This window comes from Pseudomonas sp. LB3P31, from assembly GCF_054897945.1.
The window spans coordinates 3,767,953-3,780,396 of record NZ_CM142710.1 but is presented as its reverse complement, the minus strand read 5'-3'; the positions used below and the strand labels follow the sequence as shown (position 1 = coordinate 3,780,396).

At 61.7% G+C, this 12,444-nt stretch carries 7 protein-coding genes; 3 read left to right on the top strand and 4 right to left on the bottom strand.

Annotation, left to right across the window (positions count from 1 at the left end; translation table 11 throughout):
- Nucleotides 1–73 precede the first annotated feature (73 nt).
- Together ACYZTK_RS17125 and ACYZTK_RS17120 are read left to right on the top strand one after the other, a co-directional pair.
- Nucleotides 74–1,480: an adenosylmethionine--8-amino-7-oxononanoate transaminase gene (locus ACYZTK_RS17125; RefSeq protein WP_462010968.1), complete on the top strand. Its 1,407-nt coding sequence runs from the start codon at nucleotides 74–76 to the stop codon at nucleotides 1,478–1,480.
- Nucleotides 1,481–1,632: 152 nt separating this feature from the next.
- The gene (locus ACYZTK_RS17120; protein ID WP_462010967.1) at nucleotides 1,633–2,352 is read left to right on the top strand and encodes a 16S rRNA (uracil(1498)-N(3))-methyltransferase; all 720 of its coding nucleotides are present in this window, start codon (nucleotides 1,633–1,635) and stop codon (nucleotides 2,350–2,352) included.
- A gap of 102 nt (nucleotides 2,353–2,454) precedes the next feature.
- Here ACYZTK_RS17120 and trhA read toward each other — a convergent pair whose 3' ends face one another.
- Entirely contained in the window at nucleotides 2,455–3,072 is a 618-nt protein-coding gene (gene trhA / locus ACYZTK_RS17115) for a PAQR family membrane homeostasis protein TrhA (RefSeq protein WP_462010966.1), read from the bottom strand.
- Between the two features lie 282 nt (nucleotides 3,073–3,354).
- Between trhA and ACYZTK_RS17110 the strand changes: the two genes are divergently transcribed.
- Nucleotides 3,355–3,729, top strand: coding sequence for a DUF6124 family protein (locus ACYZTK_RS17110; protein WP_462010965.1), 375 nt, complete (start codon nucleotides 3,355–3,357; stop codon nucleotides 3,727–3,729).
- A gap of 125 nt (nucleotides 3,730–3,854) precedes the next feature.
- Here ACYZTK_RS17110 and ACYZTK_RS17105 read toward each other — a convergent pair whose 3' ends face one another.
- Genes ACYZTK_RS17105 through ACYZTK_RS17095 form a run of 3 tightly spaced genes read right to left on the bottom strand, consistent with a single transcriptional unit; the run spans nucleotide 3,855 to nucleotide 12,305 of the window.
- Nucleotides 3,855–4,310 carry a chemotaxis protein CheW gene (locus ACYZTK_RS17105; protein ID WP_462010964.1) on the bottom strand — a complete coding sequence of 152 codons (456 nt, stop codon included), beginning with the start codon at nucleotides 4,308–4,310 and terminating at the stop codon, nucleotides 3,855–3,857.
- On the bottom strand, nucleotides 4,303–10,206 hold the full coding sequence (locus ACYZTK_RS17100; protein WP_462010963.1) for an Hpt domain-containing protein: 5,904 nt from the start codon (nucleotides 10,204–10,206) through the stop codon (nucleotides 4,303–4,305). Before ACYZTK_RS17100 ends, ACYZTK_RS17105 begins: the two co-directional genes overlap by 8 nt.
- Before the next feature lie 38 nt (nucleotides 10,207–10,244).
- On the bottom strand, nucleotides 10,245–12,305 hold the full coding sequence (locus ACYZTK_RS17095) for a methyl-accepting chemotaxis protein (protein ID WP_462010962.1): 2,061 nt from the start codon (nucleotides 12,303–12,305) through the stop codon (nucleotides 10,245–10,247).
- Between the last annotated feature and the right edge of the window lie 139 nt (nucleotides 12,306–12,444).

Genomic DNA, 12,444 nt, shown 5'->3' with positions numbered 1-12,444 from the left:
GCGGCGAGCCATTGCATAGGCTTGCGCGATTGTGTGTCCGCGTTTGTCACGGACTGCCTCGAGGAGACTGAACATGGGCCTGAATAATCAGTGGATGCAACGCGATCTCGCCGTGCTGTGGCATCCGTGCACCCAGATGAAAGACCACGAACAGCTGCCGCTGATCCCGATCAAGCGCGGTGAAGGCGTGTGGCTTGAGGACTTCGAAGGCAAACGTTACCTCGATGCGGTCAGCTCCTGGTGGGTCAACGTATTCGGCCATGCCAACCCGCGCATCAACCAGCGCATCAAGGATCAGGTCGATCAGCTGGAACACGTGATCCTCGCAGGCTTCAGCCACCAGCCGGTAATCGAGTTGTCCGAGCGCCTGGTGAAGATGACACCCGAAGGCCTGACCCGGTGCTTCTACGCCGATAATGGTTCGTCCTGCATTGAAGTCGCATTGAAAATGAGCTTTCACTACTGGCTCAACCGCGGCCAGCCGAATAAAAAGCGTTTTGTCACCCTGACCAACAGCTACCACGGCGAAACCATGGCGGCGATGTCGGTGGGCGACGTGCCGCTGTTCACCGAAACCTATAAGGCGCTGCTGCTGGACACGATCAAGGTGCCCAGCCCGGATTGCTACCTGCGCCCCCAAGGTATGGGCTGGGAGGAGCACTCGCGCAACATGTTCGCCGCCATGGAGCAGACCCTGGCCAAGCACCACGACACGGTCGCGGCGGTGATCGTCGAGCCGTTGATTCAGGGCGCTGGCGGCATGCGCATGTATCACCCGGTGTACCTCAAGCTATTGCGTGAAGCCTGTGATCGGTATGGCGTGCACCTGATCCACGATGAAATCGCCGTGGGTTTCGGCCGCACCGGGACGATGTTTGCCTGCGAACAGGCGGGCATCCGTCCGGACTTCCTGTGCCTGTCCAAGGCCCTGACCGGCGGATACTTGCCGTTGGCGGCCTGCGTCACCACGGAAGATGTCTATAGCGCGTTCTACGACGACTACCCGACCCTGCGCGCCTTCCTGCACTCCCACAGCTACACCGGCAACCCGCTGGCCTGTGCGGCGGCGTTGGCAACCCTGGATATTTTCGAAGAAGACAACGTCATCGAGAACAACAAAGCCTTGGCACAGCGCATGGCTACCTCCACAGCACACCTGGCCGATCACCCGAACGTTTCGGAAGTGCGCCAGACCGGCATGGTCCTGGCCATTGAGATGGTCAAGGACAAGGCCACCAAAGAAGCCTATCCGTGGCAGGAGCGCCGTGGCCTCAAGGTGTTCCAGCATGCGCTGGAGCGCGGGGCCTTGTTGCGCCCCCTGGGCAGCGTGGTGTATTTCCTGCCGCCGTACGTGATCACTCCTGATCAGATAGACTTTCTGGCGGAAGTGGCCAGCGAAGGGATCGACATTGCGACGCGTGATAGCGTCAGCGTGTCGGTGCCGGAGAACTTCCACCCGGGGTTTCGTGATCCGGGTTGATTGGTTTCCCTTGGGCTTGCAGGTGCCTGGTCCGCCGTCTTCGCGAGCAAGCCCGCTCCCACAGGAGTAACGCATTCCAATGTGGGAGCGGGCTTGCTCGCGAATGAAGCCACCACCGATTCAGCTGATTAAATACTTTCCAGAGACCAAGAATGAGACTGTCCCGCTTCTTTACCGACGCCCCCCTGAGCATTGGCGAGCACGAATTGCCCGAGGCCCAGGCGCACTACATCAGCCGCGTGCTGCGCATGGCGGAGGGTGATGCGCTGCAACTGTTCGACGGCTCGGGCCTGGAGTTTCGCGCCCGGCTGGCAGAGGTCGGCAAGAAGCGCGTGGTGGTGCAGGTCGATGAAAGCTTCGAAGGCCAGATCGAGTCGCCACTGCAGATCCATCTCGGCCAGGGCCTGTCCCGCGGCGAGCGGATGGATTGGGCGATTCAGAAAGCCACTGAACTGGGCGTCAGCGAAATCACCCCGATCTTCACCGACCGCTGCGAAGTCCGCCTCAAAGACGAACGCGCTGATAAACGCCTGCTGCACTGGCGCCAGGTGGCGATCAGCGCCTGCGAGCAATGCGGGCGGTCGAGAGTGCCCGTGATTCATCCGCCGCAGCTGTTGGCTGATTGGTTGAAGCAGACTGAAGCCGAGTTGAAGCTGGTGCTGCACCCGGTGGCCGAGCCGCTGGTGAGTCATGCGAAGCCGGGCACGCTGGCATTCCTGATTGGCCCCGAAGGCGGGTTGTCGGATGTCGAGGTCGAACAGGCCAAAGGCGCGGGTTTTCATGCTGCGCGGCTGGGTCCGCGGGTGCTGCGTACCGAGACGGCGCCGGTGGTGGCACTGGCGGTGGCTCAGCAGCTTTGGGGGGATTTCTAACATCAAAAGATCGCAGCCTGCGGCAGCTCCTACAGTAGAGCGCACTCCCCCGTAGGAGCTGCCGCAGGCTGCGATCTCTTGATCTTGCTTTTGATTTTCTAGTCACAACACATAAAACAAGATCGCCACGAAGTGCAGCAAACTCCCCGCAATCACAAACAAATGCCAGATCCCATGGGCATGCCGCAGCCGATGGTCCAGCGCAAAAAAGATGATCCCCACGGTGTACAACACCCCGCCCGACGCCAGCCAGGCGAAACCGGTAGTGCCCAGCGCCGCCATTAATGGCTTGACCGCCACCAGCACGATCCAGCCCATCACCGCATAGATCACGATCGACAGCACCCGTGCTTCCGAGCGCGGCTTGATCTCCTGCAGGATGCCGATCACCGCCAGGCCCCAGACGATCCCGAACAGTGTCCAGCCCCAGGGCCCGCGCAGGGTCACCAGGCAAAACGGCGTGTAGCTGCCGGCGATCAGCAAATAGATCGAAAAGTGATCAACTTTCTGCATGATCGCTTTTTTGTGCCCGCGCACGCTGTGGTAAACGGTCGAGGCGCTGTAGAGCACCAGCAAGGTGAAACCATAGATCGCCACGCTGACGATCTTCCACGGACTGCCGTCCATGCTGGCAATCACCAGCATCCACACCACACCGATAAACGCGGCTACCGCCCCGACCAAGTGCGTCCAGGCGTTGAGTTTTTCCCCGTGATACATGTATTGCCTACCTCGAAATCCACTGCGACAGTGCGCAAGGCTCAGGCTTGAAGCCTGAAAGCGCAATGATTCAGACCGCATCATCGGCATTAAAAATCCGCTACGTGTGCATTCCTACACACTGCTGTAGGACCATTCGACGCCTTCCTAGGAGGGTTCCCACAGCGCTTTCAGGTTGCCCCTCAGACACGCCGGGCCTAACGTTACAGTTCGATGACAACTCATCGATCGGGTGTAAAAACCCGCACCTATGCGGCACCGGACGCAGCAACGGAGATCGACATGTCCACAGCCATTTTTCAGCACCCCGACACCCAATCAGTCACGCCCTATGCCTCAATGGGCTCGAAAAAACTCCACGAAGCGGCCGACCGCGCGCTCAATCATTACTTGAACCCACCCAACGAGGAAAAGACCTCAGCCCAACCCGCCACACTGTTTGTCGTCGCCCCCGATGTCGATTCCTCGAAACTGCTGTCGATGGCGCGCGACAGCCTGGCATCGGCCAGCCTGCTGGTCAGCGATTTTGTGGGGTACCTGGAGGGCTCCCAGCGCCACACAGCCCTGGCCATCCAGCAAATCATCATGCTGGCGGAGTTGGCGGTGAATCGGGTGGCGGACAGTGCGGATGGGCCGCTCTCTGCGAGCAGTCTGTAGTTGGTGTATTGGCAGGACTGACGCCATCGCGGGCAAGCCTTGCTCCCACAGTATCTGAGTAGGGCTGATAACTTCATTCACCTGCAGAAACCTGTGGGAGCAAGGCTTGCCCGCGATGGCATACTTCAGACCAACCCAGCAGCTACAAGTAACTCTTCCAGCGCCAGCAAGTCCGGCACCTTGGCTACCTGATCCCCGACTTGCACCGCCGCCTGCTCCAAAGGACATAAAGGCACATCGACATAGCTCAGCTGACTATCGAGCTTGCACGACCGCGGAATGCCCTGGACCAGAAGCGCGATAAATTTCAGCTCGGCGCGTCCTCCCAGTGCGTTGAGAATCACGATCCGCACCCGCTCGCCCATGACGATTTTCTGGCCACACGCAGACTCGAAGCTGAGCAAGTGAATCTGCCGGTTGCGCCACCCTACCCGCCCCAGGTACCAAGGCGGCGTATCCAGGTCGAAGGCGCCAGGCTGATAGTCGATCAGTTCGGCGACCGCCACGTTGGGCAGGATGAGGTTGCGATCGGCCAAGGGCAGCAGCAGCCCAATGAGGTTGCTGGTGCGGTGTTCAAGCATGGGGTTTGCTCCAGTGCGCGATGCTTTCGAGCAGCACCGATTCCTGATAAGGCTTGCCAAGGTAGTCGTTGACGCCAATCGCCATGGCGCGGTCGCGGTGCTTCTGCCCGGTGCGTGAAGTGATCATGATGATCGGCAGATGCCGCGTGCGTTCATCGGCTCGCACTTGCGTGGCCACCTCGAAGCCATCCATGCGCGGCATTTCGATATCCAGCAGCATCAGATCGGGCAGGTGCTCTTCGAGCAGTGCCATGGCATCGACTCCATCCTTGGCGGTCAGCACATTCATGCCGTGGCGTTCGAGCAGACGACTGGTGACCTTGCGCACGGTGACCGAGTCATCGACCACCAGGACCAGCAATGGTTTGTGCGGCTCGGGCTCGGCTCCGTGCACTGCAGTCTGGCGCGGTAGCCGGGCCTGCATGGCGCGGATCGGCGCCAGCAGGTCCAGAATCAGCACCACCCGGCCATCACCGAGGATCGTCGCTCCGGACAACCCCTGGACGGCGGCGAATTGCGCACCCAGGCTCTTGACCACGATCTCCCGGGTGCCAGCCATGGCGTCGACCTGCACGGCGATGTGGCGTTCGTTGCACTGCACCAGCAACACCGGCAGTGGCAGGTTTTGCCCCAGCAGTTTCGGACGGCCGCTGGTCTTCAGCAGCTCGCCGAGGTAGCACAATTCATAGTGCTGCCCGGCGTATTTATAGGTCGGCGGATCCAGGCGGTAATGGCCTTCGAGTTCGTTGGGCAGAACCCGAACGATACCGTCAATGGTGTTCAACGGAATCGCATACTGGTCTTCAGCGCATTGCACCATCAGCGCCCGGTTAACCGACACGGTGAACGGCAGGCGAATGCGAAAATGCACACCCTGCCCCGAGACCGAGTCAATGATCATGCTCCCCCCCAGTTGCCGGACCTCTTCGTGGACCACGTCCATGCCCACGCCGCGCCCGGAAATCTGAGTGATTTTTTCCGCCGTGGAAAACCCCGGCTGAAGGATGAATTGCAGTACGTCGCGGTCGCTGATATCGCTGTCGGGCGCCAGCAAGCCACGCTTGATCGCCTTGCGGCGCACCGCGTCCAGCGGCACGCCAGCGCCGTCGTCGCGGATATCGAAAATGATATCCCCGCCCTCGCGTGACAGGTCCAGGGTGATGGTGCCCTGCGCCGGTTTGCCCGCTGCAATGCGCACCTCGGCAGACTCCAGACCGTGGTCGACGGCGTTGCGCAGCATGTGCTCAAGCGGCGCCGCCATGCGTTCAAGAACGTTACGGTCCATTTCGCCTTCGGCATTGCCAACGATGAACTGCACGTCCTTGCCCAATTCGCTGGAGACCTGGCGAACGATGCGCTTGAGGCGCGGCATCATCCGTTCGAACGGCACCATGCGCGTGCGCATCAGGCCTTCCTGCAATTCGGTATTGATGCGCCCCTGCTGCTGCAGCAGGTTCTCCGCATCCTGATTACGCCGGTCGAGGGTTTCCTTGAGATCGAGCAAGTCGGAGGCGGACTCGAACAGCGCTCGGGACAGTTGCTGCAACTGCGAGTGGCGGTCCATCTCCAGCGGATCGAACTCCTCGTAACCCAGGTGCTCGGCGTCCACCTGCTGGCGGCTGAGGATTCGTCCCTGGGTTTCCGTATCGAGGCGGCGCAACTGGTCGCGCATGCGCTCGATGGTGGTTTCCATTTCGCTCAAAGCCACCCGCGCATCGCTGACCTGCTGCTCGATGCGCCCGCGAAAAATCGACGTTTCTCCCGCCAGGTTGACCAGATCATCCAGCAGCTCCGCCGAGACCTTGACCATGTCGGCGCCGGCGTCAGGCTGCAGTGCCGGTGGTTCCGGCTTGAGTAATGCGGGGGCAGGAACAGGCTCTTCCAGTACCGTCGGGTGACTGCAGTTGCGGATCGACTCGATCAACTGATCCGCTGGCGGCAGGCGCTGGCCGGCCCGGGCCGCGTCGAGCATTTGCGCCAGTCGGTCATGGCTGCTCTGCAACAGCCCGAACATCGCAGGAGTCGGTTTCAGTGCGCCCGCCGACAACCCTTCGTAAAGAAACTCCAGCTCATGGGCCAGGTCACCGATCGGCGCGATTTCGACCATGCGCGCGCCACCCTTCAGGGTGTGCAAATCACGCAGCAGGTTTTCCACTTCCTGGCGATTCGCCGGCTCGGCCTGCCAGCGCACCAGGGCCGCGCCGGAGTTTTCGATGATGTCGAAACCTTCTTCGAGGAAGATTTCCAGTAGCTCCGGATCATGGCCTGGAGAGTCGATCATCAGGGGCGTTTCAGCCGCTTCGGCACTACTGAGATTGTTCTGGCGAAACTCGCGGATGGCCTCGATCAGCTCGCCTGGATCGCTCAGCGGCTGGTGGTCGCCTAGCTGCTCAAGCATTTGCGCCAGGCGGTCATGGCTGCGTTGCAGCAACTGCGCCAGCCCATCGTTGTGGTGGTAGCGGCGGTCCACCAGGCCTTCATACAGACCTTCGAGCTCATGAGCCAGATCACCGACTGGCCCGACTTCGGCCATCCGCGCTCCGCCCTTGAGGGTGTGCAGGTCACGCTGCAGCGACATCAGCGGCGCGGCGTTGTCCGGCTCGCCCAACCACCGGTGCAGCGCCTGGCCCGAGCTTTCGAGGATATCCAGCGCTTCTTCGAGGAAGATCGACACGATCGCGTCGTCTGGATCAAGCCGCGATTCGGACTGCGCCAGTTCCGCAGTGGCGCTGCCCAGCTCGCGAATGCTCAGGGTGCGGCTGCCGTCGCTGCGAATCAGGCCGGTCGCCGATGGGTCCAGGCTTTCATCCAGCAGGCCCCGCAAGGCGCGCACGCGCTCTGGCTGCGGGCTGACTTCCTGGCCCGCAGCCAGCTCATCGAGCATGTTGATCAGCGCTTCGTGGGCACTTTGCGCCTCGCGGAAAAACCCCGGGCTGACCGCCAGGCTGCTCTCCTCGACCGCACCGTACAGATCGAGCAAGGCTTCACACAGCTCATCCACCGGGTGCAGGTCGGCCAGGTGTGCGCCCTCGCCCAATGTAGTCAACTCGTCCAGCAGCGCGCTGAGCTCCTGACGCTCGCCGGGGTGTTGCTGCCACCGTTGCAGCAGGCTTTCGGCGTCCAGCAGGATATCCATGCCTTGGGCGAGGAAGTTGTTGATCAGTTGCGGATCACGCTTGATCCGCAGTCGATCATGGGGCGCGCTCATGAGGGTTTGCAGGCGCTCGGCCAGCAGCGCCTGGGCGCGCTCGATCAAACTACGTGCGCCAGGAATCTGCGCCAGCGGGTCGTTCCTGAGCTGACGCAGGCCTAGCCGGAACAGGCCTTCGGCTTCCAGCAGCAGCTCGACTTCATCCAGGTCCAGCGCGATCAGGTGCGCCTTGTACTCGCGGGCCAACTGATCCAGCGGCGCCGCGAGTTCGGCGATCGGCAGCACGCCGGCCATCGAGGCGCTGCCCTTGAGGGTATGCAAGGCGCGCTGCAGTTCATCACTGGCCTGCAACGGCACGTGCTCGGCGGCCTGGTCGAGGAAGCGATTGATGCTGCCCAAATGGGTTTCTGCTTCGTTGCGAAATATCTCAAGGAGCAGCGGATCCAGGGCCGCGACGTCCTGCACGTCTTCTTCCGCCGGGGCTGGATCGCCCTTGGCCAACGCATGCGCTCGGGCAGCCAGATGGTCGACATCATTGCGCTGGCGCTGCGCATCGTGGGCGAATTCCGCGACCAGCTCCGGCAACAGGTCCAACACATCGGCCAACAGTTGATGCACTGCAGGCCCTGGCTGAACACTATGTTCGAGCACTCGGTTGAGCAGGTTCTCCACTGCCCAGGCCAACTCGCCGAGGATCAGCGCCCGAACCATGCGGCCGCTGCCTTTGAGGGTGTGAAAAGCCCGGCGCAGCTCACTCAGCGTGGATGTATTGCGGGGGTCGGCGACCCAGCGCGGCAGATATTCCTGGAGGATTTCCAGCACTTCTGCGGTTTCTTCGAGAAACACTTCGCGCAGTTCATCGTCCACCGGAGGTTCGCCCGGCGGCGGCGGTAGCAAGCTGCCGGGCGTGTGCAGCGCCGGCGGATTCACAGCGGACACCGGGGCGGCCAGGACATCCGCGAGGGTCTGCACCACGTCCGGGCCACCGAACGCCTGCAGTTCCTGCATTAACTGCGCTTCAGTCGGGTTCGGCGCCTCTTCAAGCAGCTGTGCATGCCCGGCGCTGGGGAGAAAACCCAGTGCGGCCAGGCCCTTCTGCGCCACATCCAGCACCTGCTCCCCGGACGACTCGGGGTCATCGCTAAGACGCTCCAGGTAATATTCGATGCTGGTCATCACGTCGGCCAGGCTGTCGAGCTCCTGCCAGCCGGGCTGCCCCGGATCCAGCAACAGATGCTCGCGGATGAACTGGTTGCATGCCTCGACCAGGCTGGCCGCACGGCTCAATGGGATCATCGCCAGTGCGCCGCGGATCTGCGTCAACAAAGCCGGCAGGGTCTGCAAGTGCTGGCGGTCCCAGTCAGCGTCGATGTAGTCGACGATCATGTCCTTGGCCTGCTGCAGGCAGATGCGCGCTTCGCGGATGACGATCTGGTGAATCTGCGTCAGGTCGGTGGTGGGCAGGCGGCTGTCCTCCTGGCTTTCCGGCTCCAGATTGCCAACCATGCCGGCCAGGTTCGCTTCGACGTAGAGCAAGGCGCCGGCGACGTCCATGAGGATGGCGTCGCTGGGTTCGCGTTGGCCCTGGGCCAGGCTCAGCACCACCGCCAGCTGATCGATGATGACCTTGCGCGGCTGGCCAAAACCCAAAACCGCCAGGGTGTCGGCGATCTGCCGCAGGGGTGACAGCAGGCTGTCGAGATCGGCAATGTGCTGGCGGTCGCTGCGCACGAACAAGTCCAGGCCTTCCTTGACCCGCACCAATTCCTCGCACAGCGCCACCAGCACTGAACGCATGGCGTCGCGGTCGGGACCGGCCAGCCGGGCGCGCTCTTCATCAACCATTGCGCTGTCGGGCAACGCGTCCTCGAGGGAGTAGCGATCTTTCATGGTCTGCATGCGCCCTGTGGGGTGTTCGGCCTTGGCAATGTAGAACAGCAAACTCTTGAGCAGCTCTGGCGGTGCCGGTTGATTGATGCCGCGCATGCCCTCTTCGAGCAGGCGCTTGAGTTGCTTGTCAGCGTCCTTGAACAGGCTGCGCAGCGCCGGGCTGTTGCCGATCGCACCACTGCGCATGCCTTCCACCAACGCTGACGCCACCTGCCATAATGGGCTGAGCGGCGCCTGACCGCAGATGCCTTCAAGTCGTGCAAACACCTTGGCCAGATACCCTAAGTGAGTGTCATCATCCTGTTCACGCATTAAGCCAACCAGTGCCATTTGCAGCATCTGCCGCAACTTGCGTAACACATTGGCAAATTCCGCCGGCTCCAGCAGTGCAAGCGCTTCTTCGTCCAGCGCTGGCAGCTCCGGTAGTTGCGGGCTGAACAGGCTGGTCTCGGACAACAGGCTCTCGCCCCGAGCGCTGCGCAAATCGTTGATCAGTGGCAGCACCACCAGCGGCAAGTCGCGGCGCGCACCTTGCACCCGGTCGAGATACACCGGTAGTTGCGCCAGCGCCTGCAACAGCAAATGCATCGCTTCATCGCGATGGCTCACGCGGTTGTGCTGCAAGGCCTGGGTCAGCTGTTCCATTTCCTCGGCCAGCAGCGCCGCACCGTAAAATTCGACCATCTGCAAACTGCCGTGAACCTGATGAATGCAGGCCAGGCATTCGGCGAGTGCGTGGGGCGTCTGCTCTTCGTCGATGGCCATGCTCTCCAGGTGGAGCGCCGCCTGCCTCAGCGTTTCGGCAATCTCGCCCTTGACCCACTCGAGGGCCACATAGTCGTGACGATCACCCATAACCACTCCACTCAAAAAAAGCCTGCGCCTGCACCGCTCTATATTTTATCAGCAGCCTGCGCACTCGCCGCCGGCAAGGTAAAACCGGACACAGAGCGCCGCAGCTGGCTGGCCATCTTTGCCAGGTTGCCGATGCTTTCGGCGGTGGCAGTGGAGCCGGACGATGTCTGTGAGGTGATCTGCTGGATCACGTTCATCGTCAGGGAAATCTGTCCGGCGGAAGACGTCTGCTGCTGGGCAGCGTTGGAAATACTCTGGATCAGTGCCGCGAGCACCTTCGACACGCCTTCGATTTCCTCCAGGGCCACCCCGGCATCCTGCGCCAGGCGTGCACCGCGCACCACTTCGGTGGTGGTCTGCTCCATGGAAATGACCGCTTCATTGGTGTCGGTCTGAATCGCCCTGACCAGGGTCTCAATCTGTCGGGTCGCCGCAGATGAGCGTTCGGCCAGGCGCTGCACTTCATCGGCGACCACCGCAAAACCGCGCCCGGCGTCACCCGCCATCGAGGCCTGGATGGCCGCGTTCAAGGCGAGGATGTTGGTCTGGTCGGCGATGTCGTCGATCAGGCTGACAATGTCGCCGATTTCCTGGGAGGATTCGCCAAGGCGCTTGATCCGCTTGGCGGTGTCCTGGATCTGCTCGCGAATATTGTCCATGCCATGGATGGTGTTATGCACCACCTCGTTACCCTTGTTGGCGATTTCCACCGAACGCTCGGCCACTGCCGAAGACTCGGCCGCGTTGGCCGACACCTGGTCGATGGACTGGGCCATGTCGTTGATGGCGGTGGACGCTTCAGATATCTGCTGGGCCTGATGTTCCGAGGCCTGTGCCAGGTGCATGGCGGTGGCCTGGGTTTCCTGTACGGCGGCCGCTACCTGCCCGGCAGTCAGGTTGATGGTTGCCACCAGGTCGCGCAGTTGGTCCACGGAGTAATTGATCGAGTCGGCAATGGAGCCGGTGAAGTCTTCCGTCACCGAGGCCGTTACCGTCAGGTCGCCGTCGGCCAGGTCTTCGATCTCGTCGAGCAGACGCATGATCGCGTTCTGATTGCGCTCGTTCTTCTCGGCGGTCTCACGCAGCTGGCGATTGGTTTCGCGCACCATTACCAAACCGATCAGGATGATCGAGGCCAACGCCAGCAAGCCCAGGACGTAACCACCGATGGTGTAGGTGTGACGCCCGCCGGCGAGGTTTTCAAAACCGTTGGCCAGGTGCGAGGCTTCGTCCAGCAGGGTTTGCGACAGGCTGAAGATGTTGGTGGCCGATTCGCGGACCTTGAACAGCTCCGGCGAGGTTTCGAGAATTTCGTCGACCGAGCCCGAGACGAATTCAAACAGCTCGGAAATCTCGACCAGCCGGGCCCGGGCATCGCGGTCCTCGACCTGGCTGACTTTGAGCGCCGGATTACCCTGCAGCATGCCCGTGAGTACCAGGCCAAAGCGTGCTGCATCACGGCCAAACACGTCGGCGGCCTGTTGCGAGTTTTCATCCCCGGACAGCACGGTATTCACCGCACCGAGGATTCGCTCGGCCAGCAGCGATTGACGTTGAGCCATCGCGACCTGGGCGGCTGGGGCGCCGCGTTGCAGCAAAATTTCAACGACTTTTTCGTATTCGACCTGCAACTGCGGGACGGTCTCGGCCAGGGTCGCGGCAACCTGGTGCAGCGACAAAACGGTCTGCTCACTGGTGAGAATGGCGTCGGTATTTTTTAGCAGGCGCTCCCAATCCAACTGCACCGCACGCATTTCCGGGCGCACGGCGGACGGCGCGGGGGGCAGCCCGGTGGACGGGTCGCCTTGCTTGAGATAGCTCCAGCGCTGGGCGAAGTCATTGCGCGCATCGCTGAGCAGCTTGAACGCAGCGGACTTGCCGGCGGCCGCCTCGGTAGCATTCTTGGCGATGCGCTGGGACAGCACCCGCAGCTCGCCGGCGTGGCCAATGTACTGTTTGTCGTACGTGGCCTGGGTGTTGAGGTACGCGAAATTGGCGAACAACAGCATGATGAAGATGATCAGCGCGATGAACAGCACGATGATCTGCGAGCGGCTGCGCGACCCTTCCATTGGCTTGCCTGTTTTTGCTTTTATCATCGGTCCTCGCCTGTTAACCAACCTCTATAACCCGCCGCAGATCCCCTGTAGGAGTGAGCCTGCTCGCGATGGAGTATCAGTGACATTGACGTAGCTGACACACCATCGCGAGCAGGCTCACTCCTACAGGGTTCAGTGT

What these genes read in the sequence shown, in the direction of transcription:
- ACYZTK_RS17095 (WP_462010962.1), bottom strand. Translation starts at nt 12,305, where the DNA reads ATGATAAAAGCAAAAACAGGCAAGCCAATGGAAGGGTCGCGCAGCCGC.
- ACYZTK_RS17110 (WP_462010965.1), top strand. Translation starts at nt 3,355, where the DNA reads ATGTCCACAGCCATTTTTCAGCACCCCGACACCCAATCAGTCACGCCC.
- ACYZTK_RS17120 (WP_462010967.1), top strand. Translation starts at nt 1,633, where the DNA reads ATGAGACTGTCCCGCTTCTTTACCGACGCCCCCCTGAGCATTGGCGAG.
- ACYZTK_RS17100 (WP_462010963.1), bottom strand. Translation starts at nt 10,206, where the DNA reads ATGGGTGATCGTCACGACTATGTGGCCCTCGAGTGGGTCAAGGGCGAG.
- ACYZTK_RS17105 (WP_462010964.1), bottom strand. Translation starts at nt 4,310, where the DNA reads ATGCTTGAACACCGCACCAGCAACCTCATTGGGCTGCTGCTGCCCTTG.
- trhA (WP_462010966.1), bottom strand. Translation starts at nt 3,072, where the DNA reads ATGTATCACGGGGAAAAACTCAACGCCTGGACGCACTTGGTCGGGGCG.
- ACYZTK_RS17125 (WP_462010968.1), top strand. Translation starts at nt 74, where the DNA reads ATGGGCCTGAATAATCAGTGGATGCAACGCGATCTCGCCGTGCTGTGG.